Origin of the sequence: Limnospira indica PCC 8005, assembly GCF_000973065.1 — a bacterium.
Lineage (GTDB): Bacteria > Cyanobacteriota > Cyanobacteriia > Cyanobacteriales > Microcoleaceae > Limnospira > Limnospira fusiformis.
In genome coordinates this window covers 5,841,899-5,861,794 of the sequence record NZ_FO818640.1, presented here as the reverse complement: position 1 = coordinate 5,861,794, position 19,896 = coordinate 5,841,899, and the positions used below count along the sequence as shown (strand labels likewise).

18 protein-coding genes are annotated in these 19,896 nt (G+C 45.3%); 11 read left to right on the top strand and 7 right to left on the bottom strand.

From position 1 onward, the window contains the following. Positions 1 to 63: 63 nt before the first annotated feature. Positions 64 to 1,017: a hypothetical protein gene (locus tag XZ46_RS25940; RefSeq protein WP_008055984.1), complete on the top strand. Its 954-nt coding sequence runs from the start codon at positions 64 to 66 to the stop codon at positions 1,015 to 1,017. An 86-nt stretch (positions 1,018 to 1,103) separates the two neighbouring features. On the opposite strand, the gene XZ46_RS25935 is transcribed toward XZ46_RS25940, so the two are convergent. Further along, positions 1,104 to 1,775 carry a DUF1349 domain-containing protein gene (locus XZ46_RS25935; RefSeq protein ID WP_006622687.1) on the bottom strand — a complete coding sequence of 224 codons (672 nt, stop codon included), beginning with the start codon at positions 1,773 to 1,775 and terminating at the stop codon, positions 1,104 to 1,106. 472 nt (positions 1,776 to 2,247) lie between these two features. Here XZ46_RS25935 and XZ46_RS35650 point away from each other — a divergent pair, with 472 nt between their 5' ends. The 5 genes from XZ46_RS35650 to XZ46_RS25915 all read left to right on the top strand — a co-directional run bounded on the left by XZ46_RS35650 (position 2,248) and on the right by XZ46_RS25915 (position 6,047). Continuing rightward, positions 2,248 to 2,415, top strand: coding sequence for a hypothetical protein (locus XZ46_RS35650; protein WP_006622688.1), 168 nt, complete (start codon positions 2,248 to 2,250; stop codon positions 2,413 to 2,415). Positions 2,416 to 2,520: 105 nt separating this feature from the next. Further along, the gene (locus tag XZ46_RS25930) at positions 2,521 to 3,231 is read left to right on the top strand and encodes a histidine phosphatase family protein (protein ID WP_006622689.1); all 711 of its coding nucleotides are present in this window, start codon (positions 2,521 to 2,523) and stop codon (positions 3,229 to 3,231) included. A 122-nt stretch (positions 3,232 to 3,353) separates the two neighbouring features. Further along, on the top strand, positions 3,354 to 4,634 hold the full coding sequence (ahcY, locus tag XZ46_RS25925; RefSeq protein ID WP_006622690.1) for an adenosylhomocysteinase: 1,281 nt from the start codon (positions 3,354 to 3,356) through the stop codon (positions 4,632 to 4,634). 122 nt (positions 4,635 to 4,756) lie between these two features. Next, the gene (locus tag XZ46_RS25920; protein WP_008055988.1) at positions 4,757 to 5,380 is read left to right on the top strand and encodes an exopolysaccharide biosynthesis protein; all 624 of its coding nucleotides are present in this window, start codon (positions 4,757 to 4,759) and stop codon (positions 5,378 to 5,380) included. A 208-nt stretch (positions 5,381 to 5,588) separates the two neighbouring features. Beyond that, positions 5,589 to 6,047, top strand: coding sequence for a hypothetical protein (locus XZ46_RS25915; protein ID WP_228116430.1), 459 nt, complete (start codon positions 5,589 to 5,591; stop codon positions 6,045 to 6,047). A 140-nt stretch (positions 6,048 to 6,187) separates the two neighbouring features. Here XZ46_RS25915 and XZ46_RS25910 read toward each other — a convergent pair whose 3' ends face one another. Together XZ46_RS25910 and XZ46_RS25905 are read right to left on the bottom strand one after the other, a co-directional pair. Beyond that, positions 6,188 to 7,192 carry an iron ABC transporter substrate-binding protein gene (locus XZ46_RS25910; protein ID WP_006622693.1) on the bottom strand — a complete coding sequence of 335 codons (1,005 nt, stop codon included), beginning with the start codon at positions 7,190 to 7,192 and terminating at the stop codon, positions 6,188 to 6,190. Between the two features lie 283 nt (positions 7,193 to 7,475). Then, the gene (locus XZ46_RS25905; RefSeq protein ID WP_006622695.1) at positions 7,476 to 8,954 is read right to left on the bottom strand and encodes a bifunctional orotidine-5'-phosphate decarboxylase/orotate phosphoribosyltransferase; all 1,479 of its coding nucleotides are present in this window, start codon (positions 8,952 to 8,954) and stop codon (positions 7,476 to 7,478) included. Positions 8,955 to 9,012: 58 nt separating this feature from the next. Here XZ46_RS25905 and XZ46_RS25900 point away from each other — a divergent pair, with 58 nt between their 5' ends. Continuing rightward, complete coding sequence (locus XZ46_RS25900; RefSeq protein WP_006622696.1) at positions 9,013 to 9,648, top strand: DUF3611 family protein; 636 nt, start codon at positions 9,013 to 9,015, stop codon at positions 9,646 to 9,648. A gap of 47 nt (positions 9,649 to 9,695) precedes the next feature. Here XZ46_RS25900 and pflA read toward each other — a convergent pair whose 3' ends face one another. Both pflA and pflB read right to left on the bottom strand, forming a co-directional pair. Beyond that, positions 9,696 to 10,445, bottom strand: coding sequence for a pyruvate formate-lyase-activating protein (pflA, locus tag XZ46_RS25895; RefSeq protein WP_006668988.1), 750 nt, complete (start codon positions 10,443 to 10,445; stop codon positions 9,696 to 9,698). Between the two features lie 122 nt (positions 10,446 to 10,567). Further along, entirely contained in the window at positions 10,568 to 12,859 is a 2,292-nt protein-coding gene (gene pflB, locus XZ46_RS25890; protein WP_008052729.1) for a formate C-acetyltransferase, read from the bottom strand. A 734-nt stretch (positions 12,860 to 13,593) separates the two neighbouring features. On the opposite strand from pflB, the gene XZ46_RS25885 reads away from it, so the two are divergent. Continuing rightward, complete coding sequence (locus tag XZ46_RS25885) at positions 13,594 to 13,941, top strand: histidine triad nucleotide-binding protein (protein ID WP_006668987.1); 348 nt, start codon at positions 13,594 to 13,596, stop codon at positions 13,939 to 13,941. Positions 13,942 to 13,950: 9 nt separating this feature from the next. Here XZ46_RS25885 and XZ46_RS25880 read toward each other — a convergent pair whose 3' ends face one another. Beyond that, complete coding sequence (locus tag XZ46_RS25880) at positions 13,951 to 15,576, bottom strand: methyl-accepting chemotaxis protein (protein ID WP_006622700.1); 1,626 nt, start codon at positions 15,574 to 15,576, stop codon at positions 13,951 to 13,953. A 206-nt stretch (positions 15,577 to 15,782) separates the two neighbouring features. Next, positions 15,783 to 16,448, bottom strand: coding sequence for a uridine kinase family protein (locus tag XZ46_RS25875; RefSeq protein WP_006668986.1), 666 nt, complete (start codon positions 16,446 to 16,448; stop codon positions 15,783 to 15,785). Between the two features lie 117 nt (positions 16,449 to 16,565). On the opposite strand from XZ46_RS25875, the gene XZ46_RS25870 reads away from it, so the two are divergent. The 3 genes from XZ46_RS25870 (at position 16,566) to XZ46_RS25860 (ending at position 19,863) form a co-directional block, all read left to right on the top strand. Next, positions 16,566 to 17,195 carry a hypothetical protein gene (locus XZ46_RS25870; RefSeq protein WP_006622702.1) on the top strand — a complete coding sequence of 210 codons (630 nt, stop codon included), beginning with the start codon at positions 16,566 to 16,568 and terminating at the stop codon, positions 17,193 to 17,195. A 440-nt stretch (positions 17,196 to 17,635) separates the two neighbouring features. Next, positions 17,636 to 18,190, top strand: a complete 555-nt coding sequence (locus XZ46_RS25865) for a PadR family transcriptional regulator (protein ID WP_008055996.1) — start codon at positions 17,636 to 17,638, stop codon at positions 18,188 to 18,190. A gap of 98 nt (positions 18,191 to 18,288) precedes the next feature. After that, complete coding sequence (locus XZ46_RS25860) at positions 18,289 to 19,863, top strand: efflux RND transporter periplasmic adaptor subunit (protein WP_008055998.1); 1,575 nt, start codon at positions 18,289 to 18,291, stop codon at positions 19,861 to 19,863. Positions 19,864 to 19,896: the final 33 nt, after the last annotated feature.

Sequence of the window (19,896 nt, the reverse complement as noted above, 5' to 3'; positions counted from 1 at the left end):
ACTGGCTAAACGGTAAGAGGTAGCCCCGAGAGGGTTTGTTGTCATCTTTGGGATAAGGTTGAGATGAGTGATTCACAGCGTTTACCCCCGGAAACTTTTGCCCTGGGAAGAATTGCCAGTTTGCTGGTGATGTTGGGGGCGGTGCTATACTTCACGGGGTGGACTTATCGCTGGATGTATTTCGCGTTTTTCCAACTGGAAGTTACCACGCTGCCTTTGCCCCTAGAGTCGTTTTATATTGCTGCCTTTCAAGTGTTTTTTGGCAGCTTCCGAGCCATTTTCCATACCATTATAACGGCGGCGTTGGTTGTGGTGGGGGTTTATTGCAGTCTGTGGTTACTGGAAGGGCAACCCTCACTCCGGTTCCAAGCTGGACTCGAGAACATCCATGGGGGGATATTGGCTTCCCTCAATAATCGTTTAGCCAGTCAACCGCCTCAAACATTCTGGAAACGCTGGCTATTTCGGTTGTATCGGGGACTGTTGCAACTGCTAAAATCGTTTCTGGAGTTCCACCTGTTGGAGTATCAATCCCTGCGATTTGTGCGATCGCTTTTGGATGAAACATTGATTATCTGTTGGGTGCTGGCGGGCTGTTTCTGGCTGGCACAATGGCAGGGAGAAGCGGATGCGTGGCGGGATGCGGTGAATGAAACCTCGTCTCTCCCGGTGGTGACGGTGGTTGTGCGAGAGGATAGTTTTCCCTTGGGGGTGAACCCCGATGATATCCGCAATCCCCAAGGTATCCGGATTATTGGGGATGCCCGCAGCTACCAGCAACTGCTGAGTGCGGCGATTAATAACCCCAGCCAGAATCGGGTCTGGCGGTTGCTGATTGATGTGGATGGGGATTATTATATATTCCCAGCGCTACCGGAACGGGATGAAACCCGCCGCCCTGGGTTGGTGGTGATTCCTCGCAGTCATCAAGGCGATCGCTTGATTCAGTTGCGCCCCACACTCGACACGGATATTCCCACTCAAGCTAAAGATAATCAGCCGACTAATAGTAAATAGACGCATCAGTTTTATACACCCCTAGCTGTGCAATCTGGTGAGTTTTTGGGTTATGCGATCGCATAACCCAACCTACAAACTCAGTTCTAATCAACCACTGGTGCTGTACTCAGTTCTACCGTGAAAGACTCAAAAGTTACCTCAAATCCTTCCCGTTCTGGGGATGCACACACCGGGCCAACCCAAGCCGTAGGTTCTTCGGGAAAATCCGTCAGACGTAATAGGACAAATTTATCACCATCGAGGGAGTAGAGAACTGCAATGGCTTCATTTCTGCGCCGTACTTCAAACCAAACCCGATCGGGTTGACCTGCCAAGGGAGCAACGGCCCAATCCGATCGCTCCCGTGTCACAACTGCACTGGCGTATTGGACACCATCTACATATTCAATGCCACACTTGAGCCAATGGGTTTTACTGACTCTAACCATCAATCCAGCTTGATCATAGAGTTCCTGGTATTGCCCCGAAAAACAGACCCGGGCTCGAAAGTTGCCCAATACTTCACGGTAGTAACAGTGACCAGAATCCCGAATAAAACCGTAGTGAGTTGTCCGCCAGAAATCGGTTTTCAACCCGGTTTTAACCCAAAGCCGATCGCCGCGATTCTGCCATGCCGCAGGGGGGTTATACCACTGCATGGATGACCAAGGGGTGATTGGTGAAGGTTCCATAGTCATGGCTCGTCCTATCAAATTGACTACTCCCCGCGCTAAAGCGACGGGGATTCCCCGGAGGGATTTCAGAACTTCCGACAAGTCGGACTCCTAGGCGAAGTCAAATACGCCTCTATAGGTTGCCCGAAGGCTTCCTTTTACTTATTTTCATTCAATCACCTTTTGTCTCTCGCCAATGAAACGTCTTTGCTGCCGACATTTCTGCATGATGCAAGTCTGCCCTCACGGGATGTTAAGCCCCTTTCATTTGGGTCATAGAGAAGGCGATACCATTCTATCATAGTCATTGCGGCTAAAGCCGCCGAGTCGTTTTTCCGCCCCGCTTTAAAAAGACGGAGCTACCAAACTCCCGAATTTTTGCCGTGTATTACTGGGAACATAGCAGAACTCAAAAACAACAGAAATGGCTGTCGCCGGAATCTATGGAAGATGTTAACAACGGTAACACCCAGAGAACTAGATCAGTCAGATCCGCATTATTGGTGACGCAAGCAGCTACCAGCAACTGCTGAGTGCGGCGATTAATAACCCCAGCCAGAATCGGGTCTGGCGGTTGCTGATTGATGTGGATGGGGATTATTATATATTCCCAGCCCTACCGGAACGGGATGAAACCCGCCGCCCTGCGTTGGTGGTGATTCCTCGCAGTCATCAAGGCGATCGCTTGATTCAGTTGCGCCCCACACTCGACACGGATATTCCCAGTGGGGATAACAATTGATAATCGCTCATCGATACCTAGGTAATAGGAAAGCCCGAAGCGTCGGTGATGGGATGACTATCGGGTTATGATTGAACCCGAAAAGCGTGACAACCTGCCATTAAGATGAATCAAACCCTGTGGATAGCCCGACACGGCGATCGCCAAGACCATGCCGATTCTAATTGGTATCGTAGCAGTAGCAATCCTTTTGACCCGCCCTTATCAGCCAAAGGGGAAAAGCAAGCGATCGCCCTAGCCCAACGTCTAGGGGGAGAAAAGATTAACTACATTTTCGCATCCCCATTTCTGCGAACCGTTGCTACCGCCCACGCCGTAGCCGAAGTTCTGGATTTACCAGTGCAACTAGAACCGGGACTGGGAGAGTTTTTAAGTGGTTACAGCTTCCCCTATTTGCCGAAAATGCGATCGTCATCAGAACTAAAAGCCGATTTTCCCCGCATCAATCTTAACTATGAATCGCCCCAAGGTTGGCAGTATCCCGAAACCTGGTCTATGGCTCAACAACGCATGACCAGCACTATCCAACGCTTAACCACACAATACCCCGAAAATCTCCTTTTGGTAGGTCATGCAGCCTCAGTGAAAGGACTCACCCAAGCATTAATTACGCGAAAGCCGAAACTCAAAACCTCTCTTTGCTGTCTAGTCAAGTTGGTAGCTGATGATGATGGTTGGAACCTGGAACTAGCCGGAGATACTAGCCATCTGGAACTAGCCGGGGTGGCTTCCCAGTCTCATCTACTCAGAGCCGCTCTGAGATATTACCGCTATTATCGATATGCTTACCGATATCAGCCCGAATTACCTCGATGATATATAATATCTTGCGGTTAATGGTGCTAGAATCGTAAAGGCCAGTCGTCCATAAGTTGGGTGCCTCGATAATTTGCCAAACACTTGGCAGCCAAAACGCGATTTATAAAGGAAATAACTGCATGAGTTCAACAACCGTCCAAGCCAAATATGAAATTAAAGACCCAACACTTGCCCCAAAAGGCAAACAACGGATTGAATGGGCGGGGCGTGAAATGCCAGTTTTGCGCCAAATTCAAGAACGTTTTGCCCAAGAAAAGCCCTTTGATGGTATTCGTTTAATTGCTTGCTGTCACGTCACCACAGAAACAGCACATTTGGCGATCGCTCTCAAAGCTGGGGGCGCGGATGCTATACTTATTGCTAGTAACCCCCTGTCAACCCAAGACGATGTAGCCGCTAGTTTGGTGGTTGATTATGGCATCCCCGTTTTCGCCATGAAAGGGGAAGATACAGCCACCTATCTGCGCCACGTCGAGATTGCCCTTGATCACCGCCCCAATATTATTATTGATGATGGTAGTGATGTTACCGCTACCCTCGTTAAAAACCGTCAGCATCAAATACCTGAAATTATTGGCACTACCGAAGAAACCACTACCGGAATTGTCCGTCTGCGGGCTATGTTTAATGATGGGAAACTGACTTTCCCAGCTATGAACGTTAACGACGCAGATACTAAGCACTTTTTTGATAACCGCTACGGAACTGGTCAATCTACCCTTGATGGTATTATCCGCGCTACTAATGTTCTGCTCGCCGGTAAAAATGTCGTCGTTGTCGGTTATGGTTGGTGTGGTAAAGGCTCCGCCTTGCGCGCTCGTGGATTGGGTGCTAATGTCATTGTTACCGAAGTTGATCCAGTCCGGGCTATTGAAGCCGTCATGGATGGTTTCCGCGTGATGCCTATGGAACAAGCTGCCTCTCTGGGAGATTTGTTTATTACTGTCACTGGTAATAAGCACGTTATTCGTGGGGAACATTTCGATGTGATGAAAGACGGCGCTATGGTTTGCAACTCTGGTCACTTCGATATTGAAATTGACCTGAAAGATCTCGCAGAACGTTCTACCGAAATCAAGGAAGTTCGTAATTTTACCCAACAATATAAGCTCAAAAACGGTAAATCTGTTGTGGTTTTGGGTGAAGGACGTTTGATCAATTTGGCTGCTGCTGAAGGTCATCCTAGTGCCGTTATGGATATGAGTTTTGCTAACCAAGCCATGGCTTGTGAATATCTGGTCAAAAATCAAGGCAAACTCGAACCCGGTCTGCACTCTATCCCCCAAGACGTGGATCAGGAAATTGCTCGTCTGAAATTGAAAGCCATGGGTATTGCTATTGATACCTTGACATCAGAACAGATTGAGTATATGAATTCCTGGACTGTTGGCACTGACTAATCTCTCCAGTTTTTCTTGGGGTTGGATTTAGGCAATATGTGTAAAGGCAACCGGAGACGGTTGCCTAAATATATTCTGGTTGATTGATTCCGGTTAGTTTTTTTTATCTTTAGCTGTGGCTTGTGGCAAAACTTTCTGTTGAACTTCAGCGCTATTTTTGGGAAGAGTCCCGTTCCTCTCAGGTAACGCTGGGTGATATTATTACTCTGGCAGGAGAGCGGATTTTTGGGTTTTTGTTTGTGGTGCTGGCGCTGCCTTCCGCCCTTCCCATTCCGGCTCCTGGCTATTCGATTCCCTTTGGGATTTTATTATTTTTGTTAGCTATTCAATTGGTGGCGGGTTCACAAACGCCTTGGTTTCCGGATTCATGGCTGAACCGTGAATTGCCTTTGGAAAAGGTACAGGGAATTTTAAAAGTGGGGATTCCTTGGTTACAGAAAATTGAGGTGGTTTGCCGTCCCCGCTTGAGTTTTATTTGTACTCATCCCGTGGGAAGGGTTGTGATTGGTTGTGCGATCGCAATTATGGCAGTCTCCATGATGCTGCCTATTCCCTTAACTAATACACTACCAGCGATCGGGATTTTTATTACCGGATTTGGGCTGTTGGATGATGATGGGGCGATTACCTTGGGGGGATTAGTAGTTTGTCTCATGGGAGCAGTCCTTTCCGGTTTAATTTTACTGTTTGGCTATGAAGCAGTGAAAGCCGGGATTAATTACCTACGGTTGTCCATCAGTCGCTAAGATCACCCCAACTGGCTCCGAAAAGTGATCACCATCACTACAACTTAGTTGATTGGGTCATCAGTTAATTTGCGTAGTCTCACCTAGAAACCCTATGAACATCACGAGAATCGATCCGAGAAATCACTGAGATTTTCGGAAACCTTTGGGATGATGAAGATACTAAAAGGTTGGCCGCTTACTTGTCCTGGAGAGAAATATGATTGTGATGACTACATCTACCAAAACTTATATCAACCCAGATGGCTCACTCGCAGAACTGCCTCTGTCCACCAAATTCGGGAATATAGAACTTAGACAGATTTACCATCTAGCCCAAACTCAGAATTGGGAACCTGAAACTCTGGAAAGTCGCATCGATCGCGCTTTGTCCATGGTGGATGCTAATTGGGCGAATCCCAAAGAACAGCTTTTGTTAGAATTAGTTCGTCAGGGTAGAGCCGACCAAATCGATGGTATCGAATATTGGACTACCCAAATTGACGAAACACGGGCGGCGGGAATTTGTCTTGACCCGGTTACATTGACACTAGAAGTTATGGTGATTGACTTACAGTGGTTTACCCCTATCCATCGGGAACAGGTGAGAACCCTATCAAGATTATGTCAGCTTACCAGTTTGAGTTGTTATGATTCAGAATCCGGCTCTACAAATTGGTTGCTATAGTTGACCTGAAGTGCAATAATGATCATTATACTTACCAACATATTTACGAAAATATCACGAAACTAGCGTTTAATCGCCCTCTCATCATCAACAGCTAGGGTGCGTCAATCGCCAATATGTTCGCACCCTAAAGTCTAGTTCTATAACACGCCCGCCCGTTGTAGCAGTACCATGGTCCCCTGTAAGTCAGCTAGATTGGCTAAGTCAATTCTTGGGGGATTGATTTGCTCAATAGATAACTGTCGCTCTGGGGCTGGTATTCCTTCGACTAGGGGATATTCTTTTGTTTCTCGAGCGAAGAAGTTTTGGGCGTTATTGGTGAGTAAAAACTGGATAAATCGCTGTGCATCTTGGGCGTTTCTGGCTGTGTCGAGAATAGCTACTCCGGCTATGTTAATTAATGATCCTGCGTCGCCACGGGTGTAGTGGTGAGCGACGGGGAAGTTAGGATCATCTGCTAAGAAGCGATATAGGTAGTAGTTATTGGTTAACCCAATATCTACTTCTCCTCGACCTACGGCTTCAACAATGGCGGTATTGTTCCGGTAAACTACAACCCCATTATTTCTCATGGCTTGGAGCCATTGCATGGTTTTAGCATCACCTTCTACTAGGCGCATGGCGGTAACGAAGGACTGAAAAGAACCGTTGGTGGGAGCCCAGCCAACTCTCCCCCGCCATTTGGGTTGGGTGAGTTCGGAGATGGAGTTGGGTAGTTCGTTGCGGTTGACCTGCCTGGTGTTGTAGGCTAATACCCGCGCTCTACCTGTAATCCCTACCCAGTGGTTGTTAGGGGAACGGAAACGAGAATCTACTCTGCTGATGATTTGTGCGGGAATGGCGCGAGTTCGACCGGCTTTTTGTAAGGCTCCCAAGGCTCCAGCATCTTGGGCAAAAAATATGTCAGCAGGGCTATTGCGTCCTTCTTCAATAATAGCGATCGCTAATTCGGCAGTGTCACCATAGCGGACTCTAATATTAAGACCTAGCTCCTGTTCGGCTCGTTTGATTAATGGACCAATCAGAGCCTCTTGTCGCCCAGAGTAAATAGTTAAAGTCTGATTCTGAGACTGGCTAACTTGGGCTATACCCAGAACTAAGGCTAGGGTGAGCATCCCCGCTAAAAAATGTCTACGTTTGAACATTTGTTACCCTCATATAGTTTTTGTTAGGGACAGTTATTAAGAATTAGTTGCATCTAATTCCAGATATACTATATCACTAGGTGGGGAGTTAAACAAGAATTTTTGTTAATAAACAAACGGCAATACGGCCATAAACCGGAGGTCAGAGGCTGGTTAATAGGTATTAATAGATTCTTGGTTGGTAGAAAAAAAGTGCTATTATATCATAACCGATCGCATTAAGTTTATTGATAAGTCATGTCAATATAGCCCAATGGAGGGAATAAATGACTATAATAGTCAACTAGATGTGCTGTTGGAACAGTTTAAATTGTTGAGATGAAATGTGGTTAGCCTGGTATAAGGTTTGGGAAATTTCATCGAGACTTAATACCGCATGACCACGATAGCCATTTTCTGTCAACCTTTCCATGACCTGGCGACCATGATCGATAAATACCACAATATCCTCAACCCTTAGTCCTGCGGCTTGTAATGTGGCGGCTCCTTTCATGACACTATTGCCAGTAATGAGGATATCATCGACAACGACAACGAGTTCCCCTGACTGAAAATGCCCTTCGATCGCCCTTTTAGCGCCATAGGTTTTGACTTCCTTTCGTGGAAACACCATAGGTCGTCCTAAACGGAGAGATAAACCAGTGGCTGTAGGTAGAGACCCATAGGGAATACCCGCAATGCGATCGAAATTAAGATTTTGGAGAATTTCTGCGTATGCTCCCACAATCTGATGAAAAATCTGGGGCATGGAAATAATCCGGCGCAAGTCAATATAATAGGGGAGAACCTCTCCTGATGATTGCACATGGTCGCCAAACATAATGCAACCAATATCATAAAGTTGCAGAATCAGGTCGCGGTGGGGTTCATTTTCCAAGAAACAGACATCAGGAAGCCACAGGTCACAGCTAGGACTACCTTGCATAACCCGCAGGCGTTCGTCATTGATAGCATCTCGCAAAGACCGCACCGCCTCTGTGACAGTTCCCCGTTGCAATAAACGTGGTGGTAGAGGTAGCAATAGACCCGCACCGTCAGCACCCAAACCCGCGGCCAGAATTTGGATCAGATCATCTTGTTCGGTTAGATCGTTTTCCTCAGCACTATTTCCCTGAACCAAAATCAAACGCTCTGGAGCTTGGCGACGAATTCGTGCTAACATATCCGCCATGACCCCGACCTCTAACCCGACCTGTTCTGGAGTTCCCCAGGTTTGGGTAGCTCGCACCAATTCCAAGTAAAGAGGATGTGCGGGGTTAGGATATTCTTGGAGTAGGTTAGCGGAGGGGTTAGCAGTCGCACACAGGACAAATACTGCTTTATTAGGATAGACCAGAAAGGGTGTGACCAAATCCTGTCCGGTGTAGGGGGATACGGTGCAAGCATCAACCCCCCATTCTGTAAAAATCATGCGCGCAAACAGGCTGGCGCTATTGAGATCAGCGTGTTTAGCATCGAGAATGACGGGTATTGTAGAGGGGATATGGTCTAAAATCTGCTGTAAAAGATGCCACCCGGACAAGCCAAGTCCTAAATAGGTATTTAAAGTTAGTTTATAGGCACAAACTAAGTTGGCGGTTTGCTCTACGATCGCCTTTAACCATCGATACCACTCCTCCACGAGTTTACCATCATCGACCAACCCTAGGCCCTGCTCATTCTCAAAGTTAGGCGGATATACTTCCGGGTCGGGGTCAAGGTTCACATAGAGCAAACTTTGGTTGCGCTCAATGCTGCTAATTAGTTTATCGAAAAAATTCATGTTGCCTCCATTTAATCGAACCGCTAGAATACTGTGATTCACTAGGAATTTATGGGCAATGTCTGAGCAAGTTAATTTCCAATCATCTCCGTCCCATATTAATCAAATTGCCTTGGCTTTTCAAAAGGGAGGGTTGATCGGCTTATGTTTGCAGGTTTTTTTTGGGGTTGTACCCATTTTTCTGTTGTTGTTTGCGTTATTTCTCAGTCCCGCCAGAAATAGACTCGGACAATCATTTGTGGGTTTAGTTCTGGCTTATGGCTGTTTGTTGGCTCTAGGGTTTACCATTTACTGGTGTTTTCACTATACCCGAATTGGTGATCAACTGACTGACCCAGACCGTCGTCCGAGTAAGGCTAGTGTAACTCGCTCTCTTTGGATTGGGTTAGGAACTAATATAGCGGGTATGATTTGTGCTATGGTCGTGGCAATGTGGAAGGTGGGGGCTCTATTATTTAGAATGCTGTCTGTGCCACCGGGAGCCGCCACGATTTATAATCCGAGTGAGGGAGCGACTATTTTAAGTCGCAGCGGTCCGATTATTGTACCTATGGATATGATTACACTACAGGCTGCTCTTAATGCTATGGCGGCGGAGTTTGTGGGGATTATTGTATCTTTATTTCTGCTCTATCAAATTACTCAAAGTTTCTCTAATCGGGAAAAAAGGGTGACTGATTTGGGGGGTGAATGAGGAGCGATCGCTTTAAAATTAAGTCAGATTAACGCTGGTAGTAAGTGTTAAGCTACCACCGCCAAACCATACTTTTCAAAGATGTTTATAGCTGTGCTGACTTGTTCTGGGGTGGGTTCGGGAGTATCTTTAAGTTTATATTCGTAGCCGATTTCCTCCCATTTATATTCACCCATTTTATGAAAGGGCAAAATCTCGACTTTTTCTACATTGGTGAAGCCGGACACAAACTTAGCTAATGCTTCCATATTATTGATGTCATTAGTTAAATTTGGTACTAACACAAACCGCACCCATGTCGGTTTATTAATCTCATGTAAATACTTGGCAAAATTCAGGGTTGGTTCTACGGAAACACAGGTGACTTTCCGATAGGTTTCGCTGTGATAAGATTTGATATCTAAAAGCACTAAATCGGTATAATCTAGCACTGGTTTAGCTACATTCAGGGGGATATAACCAGAGGTATCTAAGGCTGTATGAATCCCCAATTCCCGACAGCGGCGGAAGATTTCAGCGACGAATTCTGGCTGCATTAAAGGTTCGCCGCCAGTGACGGTAATACCGCCATTAGAAAACCGCATATAGGAGCGATATTTGACTACTTGTTGGATGATTTCTTCGACGCTGACTTGTTGACCGCCTGCTACTTCTTGACAGTCGGGGTTATGACAATAAAGACAGCGCAGAGGACAACCTTGGGTAAACACCACAAATCTAATTCCTGGACCGTCTACGGTGCCGCAACTTTCATAGGAATGAATTTGACCGAATATTTGACTTTGAGAATCAGACATAATTGCGATGAGAGACAACAGAAACCCGGATTGATTAAAACCGGGTTATTACAGACTAACTAATGATGGACAGCCACCGAGTTAATCACATTTTACTGCTGATTAACCCGGTGTATAAATCCCTAGATGCGACTATGGAAAGTACGATTAATCACATCTAATTGTTGTTCGCGGGTCAGCTTGATAAAGTTGACGGCGTAACCGGATACACGAATGGTCAGTTGTGGATATTTTTCGGGATGTTCCATGGCTTCGACCAAGGTTTCCCGGTTCAGGACGTTGACGTTAATATGATGACCGTCGTCGGCGAAGTAACCATCTAACATTCCCACGAGGTTGCTGATGCGATCGCTTTCCTGTTTTCCTAATGCTTGTGGCACAATGGAAAAGGTGTAAGAAATCCCGTCTTGAGAATGCTCATAGGGGAGTTTCGCGACGGAAGCCAAAGCGGCGATCGCTCCTTGTGTATCCCGTGCGTGCATAGGATTAGCACCCGGTGCAAAAGGTTCGCCAGCTTTCCGACCGTCTGGAGTATTACCAGTTTTCTTACCATAAACCACATTAGAAGTAATGGTCAGAATTGACTGGGTAGGAACTGAGTTGCGGTAGGTTTTGTGCTGACGGATTTTGTTCATGAATTGCTTAACCAAATTGGCAGCAATATCATCAACGCGATCGTCATTATTACCGAATTTGGGATAATCCCCTTCGATTTCATAATCCACTACCAAACCTTGATCATTGCGGATAACTTTGACCCGACTATATTTAATGGCAGACAAAGCATCAGCCACCACAGACAGACCCGCCATACCACAAGCCATCGTCCGATATACATCACGATCATGCAGTGCAAATTCAATCCGCTCGTATGCGTATTTATCGTGCATGAAGTGAATAATGTTCAGGGTGTTGACATACAACCGAGACAACCATTCTAAACAGCGATCGAATTTTTCTGCCACATCATCATATTCCAGATAATCGCCCTGAACTGGAAGCCATGAGGGGCCGATTTGCTCGCCTGTGGTCTCGTCTTTACCGCCATTAATCGCATACAGCAGCGCCTTGGCTAAATTCGCCCGTGCGCCGAAAAACTGCATTTGCTTACCGATTTTCATGGCGCTAACACAGCAAGCAATGCCATAATCATCCCCATATTCTGCCCGCATCAAATCGTCATTTTCATACTGGGTAGAACAGGTTTCAATGGAGACTTTAGCACAGTAGCGCTTAAAGTTCTCTGGGAGACGTTCCGACCATAAAATAGTCAGGTTGGGTTCAGGAGCAGCACCCAAGGTGTAGAGTGTGTGTAAGAACCGGAAACTGTTTTTTGTGACTAAGGGGCGACCATCTTCACCCATACCGCCAATACATTCTGTTACCCAGGTAGGATCACCAGAAAATAGTTGGTTGTATTCAGGAGCCCGCAGGAACCGCACCATCCGTAATTTCATCACGAAATGGTCGATAATTTCCTGAGCGCCACTTTCCGTGAGAGTGCCATTTTGCAAATCTCGCTCGAAGTAGATATCTAAGAAATTAGATACCCGTCCCAAAGACATAGCCGCGCCATTTTGTTCTTTGACTGCTGCTAAATAGCCAAAATAAGTCCACTGTACCGCTTCTTGGGCGGTGGCGGCGGGTCGTGCAATGTTTAACCCGTATGATGCTGCCATTTCTTTGAGTTCTTGGAGCGATCGGATTTCTTCGCAGATTTCTTCGCGCCGCGAGATGGTTTCTGAGTCCATTGCGTCTAATTCCAGAGACGCTTGTTGCTCCTTCTTGTCTAAAATTAGGCGATCGACTCCATACAGCGCCACCCGCCGATAGTCACCAATAATGCGACCGCGACCATAAGCATCTGGTAATCCCGTCACCAGTCCAGAATGGCGCGCTAGGAGAATTTCTGGCGTGTAAGCATCAAAAACGCCATCATTGTGGGTTTTGCGATACTGAGTAAAGATTTTTTCTGTTTCTGGGTCCAGTTCATAGCCGTAGGCTTCTAGGGATTTTTTCACTACCCGAATACCACCATAAGGCATAATCGCTCGTTTCAGAGGTTTGTCAGTTTGCAAACCCACGATTTGCTCTAAACTGCGATCTATATAGCCCGCACCATAAGCAGTAATCCCAGAAGGAATTTTAGTTTCTGCGTCTAAAATGCCCTGTTTGCGTTCCTCTGCCATCAGTTCCTTTACCTGATCCCAGAGGTTATTGGTGCGTTCTGTAGCATTAGCTAAAAACCCGCTATCTCCTTCATAAAGACTGTAGTTTTTTTGGATAAAATCACGAACATTTACTTCTTTTGTCCATTTACCCTGTTTAAATCCTTTCCATTCGGGAGTTATACTACCACTACTGTTGTCTGTAGGTGATGTCAGTTTAGTGGGTCTTTCTACAGTTGAAACCATATCTTTAAGTTTCCTCTTGTTCAGTTCTTTAGGCTTGAGGCAGTCTCACAAATTAGCAACCAGCATATTCCCCGATAAACACCGCCAAATCTGTGGGTAATTTACCTTGACCAACACAGTTCACAGATGGGGCGCTATCCACAACTCCAAACTACATACATAATTGGCAGACTATACATGACCGGAAAATGAGAAATCTTGACACAAAATAATTACAGCCATCTGGGTTGCACGTACTATCTATACAGTTGTTAATCGGGAAATCTAGTGGACAGTCGCAGGTGTTATTTTTCTTTCTAGCAGTAATTTTCAATCACCACCTACGACGGATTTTCGGATTTAACTTTCAACGAATACAGAGCTATTTGCTGACTAACCTCTTTTTTTTCTTATACTATTAATAACTCAAAATACAGTATTTGTAAATAGTAAAAAGTAGGATTTAGTATCCAGTTTTTGTCCTTATATATGCTTGGATGCCTACATTAGGTAGGATTAAGTAGGACAAAGTAGGATTAAGTAGGACAAAGTAGAATTTAATAGTCTGGTTTTCTGGCCAAAGCTGGCTCGGATCAGGAGTTGAGCAGCCCCTTTCCTGGCTGAGGAATTCAATAGCAATTTAGGTGTATTAATTATAGTGCCCAAAATTAAACTTTTTTTAAGAGTTCAGAGCTAATTTGCCCTTGTCAATTCGGGGGTATCATTGTATAATACGACAGTTTGGGGACCAAATTATGAGCAATTCAGAAACAATTTTTACGAAAATCATCCGGCGGGAAATTCGAGCGGATATCGTCTATGAAGATGACCTAGTGTTAGCCTTCCGAGACGTTGCACCCCAAGCACCCGTTCACATTTTGGTAATTCCCAAAAAACCAATTCCTAAATTAGAGGAAGCCAGCCCCGATGACCATGGGCTGATGGGACATTTACTGCTGAAGGTGAAACAAGTAGCCCAGGAAGCTGGGTTAACTAATGGTTATCGTGTAGTCATTAATAATGGTTCTGATGGTGGACAAACTGTAGATCATCTTCACATTCATATTTTGGGAGGTCGGGCCATGCAGTGGCCCCCTGGTTGAGGTTGATTTCTAGGTTTCCGACTTGAGATTTTGGGCAACTTGATTAAGTCGTTGAATACCGATTTTAGTTTCTCGCAAGCCGTTAGCAGTCTCAGCGGCACTTTGATTAAGACTATTCATAGCCTGGAAGACTTGGTGAATTGCTTGGGCTTGTTGTTGGGAACTCAGAGAGATTTGTTGGGAATTTAAAACCACTTCATTAACAGCCTCTAGGGTGGCTTCCTGGTTGCTAATAATCACATGATTAATGGCATCACTGACATCTGTAGAGGCTTTTAAAACGGGGTTAATGGCTTCGGTAACTTTTTCAAAGGCATTAACAGTCCCCTGGGAAAGTTCGATAGTTTGTTCTGTAGTCTTGCTACCTTCATTAGTGACTAATACGGTACTATCGATCGCCCTTTGAATATTATTAACTAAAACGGTAATTTTTTCGGCTGACTGTTTACTCTGGTCTGCCAATTTGCGGATTTCCGTGGCTACCACTGCAAAACCTTTACCATGAGCGCCAGCACGGGCAGCCTCTACAGCCGCATTCAATGCTAACATATTAGTCTGGTTAGCCAAATCAGCAGCCATATTAGTAATCATGCCAATTTGTTCAGTTTGCTGGCTGAGTCGAACAATTTGATCAGCAATAGCCTCTACTTTTTCCTTGAGATTTAACATTTTCTCTAGGGTTTGCTGTACCGCCTCCGTTTCGGACTGAGCAAGTTTTAACACCTGCTGGGCGCTTTCAGAAGAAAACTGACCGAGAGTGAGGACTTGCTGGGCGCTTTCGATGGAAGATTGAGCGAGACCCAAGACTTTACGGGCGCTTTCAGCGGAGGATTCTGCCTGTTCTGCCATTGACCGGGCTGCTTCCCCTAACTCATCCATTGTAGCAGTAGTTTGATTAATTGCTCCGGCCTGTTGGCTGGCGTTGCGTTCTTGTTGTTCTGTGGTACTAGCAATCTGATTAGAAGAACTGGCAATTATACTAATACTATCATTAATAGTCCGGCTAATGCGGGAGGAAATTACCAGAGCCAAAATAATAGCTAAAGTCGCAGCTATGAACATTCCCAATGCAGCGATCATAGTGAGAGTATTCATGGCATTTTCCAACTCTCTATATTTAGCATTGAGAAGCTGTTGCTTTTGCTGGTCAAGATTTTCTCCTGTAGCTGCTAACTCACTGACACTGAGGGCTTGGGCTTGTGCCTGGGCTTGGGGTAATTGATTGTTCTCAATCAGATCAAATACGTTTCTGGAAATGCGATCAATCTCATTACCAGCTCGTCTAATTCTGGTTAATTCATCCCTCAAACTGGGATCATCAATCTGCCTCATCAAATTTTCATAATTAGTGGTGAACTGCTCAAAGCCTTCTTGATAGAGAGTTTCGTAGTCTTCTGACTGGGGAAATAAAAGGCTCATTCGCACATTTCGCAACATTTTAGAAATGCCAACAATTATTTGATCAACTCCTTCCATTTGCAGTTGAGTGGTCTCGACTGCGGCGGTGAGTTCGACGACGTTGGTAGCTTTGTAGTAGATTACTGATACTACTCCAAAAGAGAGTAAAATGGGTATAGCATATCCTATCAATATGCGCCATTGTAGTTTGATGGTTTGTCGTTTAGATTCAATCATTAATCAGTGGTGTATAAAACATTAACAGGGAAATAAAAGGCTTTCAGGTTGGTTCATCACAAGCCCATAGTTCAAAAGGTTGCTGTTGGGCTCTGGACTTGGGTAATATATATCATAAACTTGCCTATATAGGGATGTTGGAGATATATAGGCTCTGGAAATATCAGCAAGTTAAAATATTTGAGATTCAGGCTAAATAGATGAACTCAAGGGCTAGGGTCTGGCTTGAGTCCCGGCGATGCTAGTCGAAAATCGTTATTAATACTTGCTGTGGCTGCTTGTCTAGGTTGATCTCGTTCCCAGTGAATTTTTTGGGCGGGAAAGTAGATGGCCTGATATGCTTGAACTGTTTCTTGTTGAGATAAACCCTCTTGCGATCGCACAATAGCTCGTTCTAATGCGGTTTCCCAAGTACATTCAACCCAAAAAGAAAGGTCATAGTATGACTGGAACTCTTGTTTTAACAAAAAGATTCCTTCCAAGACGATTATATCAATATTGTCGAATTTATATCTATGCTTTTGATATTCTGTGGCGGTTTCTTGAGTATAATCAACGTCAATAGACACTGATCGCAGTTGGCGCAGGGGAAAGATTAATTGGCTAAATAACTGGTCGAAGCGAATCGCATATTGATAGAAGTGGGCGGCGGGGTTAGTCTGGCTAAATCTTTGGTGGGGTAGATGAAGCCACCCATCAACATTGATGCTGGCTACCCGCAGATTTCCCTGGCTAAGTATTTTGACAATTTGGGCGGCGATATAGCCTTTTCCAGAAGCATCAATTCCCGAAATGGCGACTAGGATTGCTTGCTGAGGTGACAGCAATTTACGCTGAATGGCGATCGCATCAATAATATCATTAAGATTCATGAGTTAATTTACTGCGATGTTGGTATATAATGGGTTAGCTACTAATTTTTATGGGGCTGTTAATTCGGGATTCTGTCTATCTGGTAAGGGGCGACAATCTTTACAGAGGTGAGTTCAATGGCTGAAATGACGGTAACAGATGCTTTGGCAGAATTAACGCTACTGGGTAAGCGCATAGAATCAGCTAGAACGGCTTTAGAAGGTAATACATTAATCACTGTGGTAGAAGTGGGAAAAACTCCTGTGGGCTACAGAAACCGGGATGAGTATAACACTAAAGCACGGGCGGCGGTGCAAAAAGTGGATGCTTTAATTGCCCGTCGGCGTACAATTAAAAGGGCAGTGGTTTTGTCTAATGCGGTGACCATGGTATCGGTAGCGGGGGAAGAAATGACTGTGGCTGAAGCGATCGAGATGAAAAACTTTATCGCCTATTATGAGTCAGTTCTGAATACGATGCAATCGGCTTATACTTCGGCGCGCAAAGATTTTGACATAGCGCAGGCGCGGGTAAAGGAAAGACTGGATAAATTGGCGATGGAAGTATTAGGCAAAAATGCGGCTTCGGAAAAGTATCAATCCCTGGCTGATAGTTTTTTGGGGCGGGAGGGAGTAGAAATACTTGACCCTACCAATTTGACTTGGGAATGCGATCGCCGCCAAGAGTTTGTGGAGGAGTTTAAATCCACTGTAGACCGGGTGCTTTCTATTAGCAACGCCCGCACTTTGATTAACATTCCTGATTAGCCTATTTATTATCGAGCATCAATAATTAGGTGCTGGTCTCTCGAAAAATTCTAAATTTATGGCTCAGAGATGGATCTTCTTGGCGAAGCATACCATCTCGGTTATCTGGCTTAAAGTTTAGCGGTCAACGATTAATCTTTAATCCTCAACCCTTAAACCTTAGACTGTCAACCCTCAACTGATAAAACTTAAACCTCGATTAAATCCTGGGGTTTGGTTATGGGTTCCATAAAACCTTGAGTTTATCCACCAGGCTGGGAGGTCAGCACCTTTTTATGAGATGATTGATACTGTTTTTTGGTGGTTGGTATGGGTGGATCTGCCATACAGAGGGGGAGAGAAAACCTGAGACTAAAGGCGATCGCCAACTTTTTTAGCCTATTTCTTGACTGGTAGGCGAAAATTGGCTATATTGTCAACACAAGTATCAATTTGATATAATGTTGGAACTATCTGCATTAGGGCTACTACAGCGCGAACCTTTACACGGCTATCGACTGAAGCAGCGCCTAGAGCTGTTTATGGGAAGTTGTATCAGTGTTAACTATGGTGCAATTTATCCCTTGCTGAAACGTTTGGAAGAACGGGGATATATTCAAGTTATCCTAGAAGAGGCAGGGGACGCGGGTTCGAGTCGGAAGGTTTATGGTATTACCGCGGCTGGACGTGAGCGATGGTTATACAAAATGCTAGAACAGCCACAAGAGAGCTGGGTTAAAAGCCGTTCTAGGTTTCTAATTAAGTATTTCTTTTTTAGTGACTTAAATCTACAAAACCGCCTGTTGTTGCTAGAATATCGCCTCAGAGCTTGTGAGGAAAGGATGAAATATCTGAATCATAAAGAGGTTGAATATGTGCCGATTGATTCCTATCAATTAGATATCTGGAAAAGGGCGAATTTTGTGTTGGAATCGGAGGTAAAATGGCTGAGTCAAACCTACGATAATTTGCAGCAGGAAATAGAGGGAGTGGATTCTCTGTCGGAAGATAGATAACAAATTTAAATAGCTGTCAGGTACAATGGCAGTAGACCAGGTAAATTTATCGGGTCGCTAATTTTCGATAAAATCTTATAATCATACTACAATTTATTATGTCTTATCCATCATCAGAATCATCAAACCCGAATTATCATGAGTCTGTCGTGGCAGTTGAGGGGATACCTGAACAGTCACAAAGAGAAGACCAAAAGCAGATAGAAAGCGATCGCCATTCGGAATCAGAACCTAGTAATAAATCGGGTTTGGTATCAGCCACGGTAGGAATATTACTCGCCCTAGGAGTAGGCTTTGCTGGGGGTCAATGGTGGCATTCTAGTAAAGCGCAAGCGGACACTACCCCAGCGGCGGCGACTAATTCCCCCCAAAGACCGAGGGGAGTTCCGGTGAGAGTAGCCAGCATAGAAACTAGGAACTTTCAGGATGCTGGGGAATTTGTGGGAACGCTACAAGCGCGGGAGTCGGTGGAAGTAAGATCGGAAATAGACGGGAGAATCACCCAAGTATATGTTAGGTCAGGGGAAATGGTAAATCAAGGGCAGGCGATCGCCCGTTTAAGAAGTGATGACCTAGAAGCGCAACTGCGACAAGCCCAAGCCAACCTAGTACGAACCCAAGCCAGAGTATCAGAATTACAAGCCGGAAGTCGCCCGGAAGAAATTGCGGAAGCCCGTGCGAGATTAGGGGAATCTATCGCCCGCCTAAGTGATGCGGAATCGGGTAGTTTACTGGCAGAAATCAATCAAGCGAAAGCCCAAATAGATGCCAATATAGCAGCAGCAGAATTAGCGGAAAAACGGGTAACTAGATTTCAAGAACTCACGGAAGCCGGGGCAATTTCCAGAGATGAATTTGATGCTTTAGTGTCGCAAAAACAAACCGCCCAAGCCAACCTGAGAGCATCCGAAAGACGACTAGAACAATTGCAGCAAAATCGCCAATCAGAAATAGCCCTGAGACAAGCGGGAGTCGAACAATCTGAACAGGCGTTAAGACGATTAGAAAGCGGCACGAGACCCCAAGAAATCGACCAAGCGGAAGCCCAAGTAGCGGAAGCCGCCGCCCGTGTTCGCCAGTTAGAAGTGCAGCTACAAGAGACGACTGTACAAGCACCTTTTACGGGGATAGTTGGTGATGTGACGGCGAGACCGGGAGACTTTGTGAGCCGGGGTGGGACCTTAACCACCCTCACAGAAAACGATCGCCTAGAACTGAGATTATCTATTCCCCTAGAACGCCAAGGCGACCTACGAGAGGGACTAGCAGTAGAAATGCAAGACCCCCAAGGTGAACCTATCGGAACCGGACGCATTAGCTTTATTTCCCCGACGGTAGATCCTAATTCTCAAAGTATCTTAGCCAAAGCGACATTTACTAATCCTGACGGACTCCTCCGTACTGGTCAATTCGTGAGGGCGCGGGTAATTTGGAATGAAAAACCAAACACAGTAGTTGTACCCATGACCGCCGTACAATTTTCGGGAGATGAAAGGTTTGTATTTACCACGGAAGGGGGAGAAAATCCCACCGCCAAAAGACAGGTAATTCGGTTAGGTTTAATTAGGGAGCAATATGCGGAAGTGGTGGAAGGTTTACGACCGGGTCAAAAACTGATAGTTTCCGGTATTCAAAGACTGTCAGATGGTGCAGCTATCAATCCTCAAAATTAACTGGGGTCGAGTCCAAGAGTCAATAAATAGTGA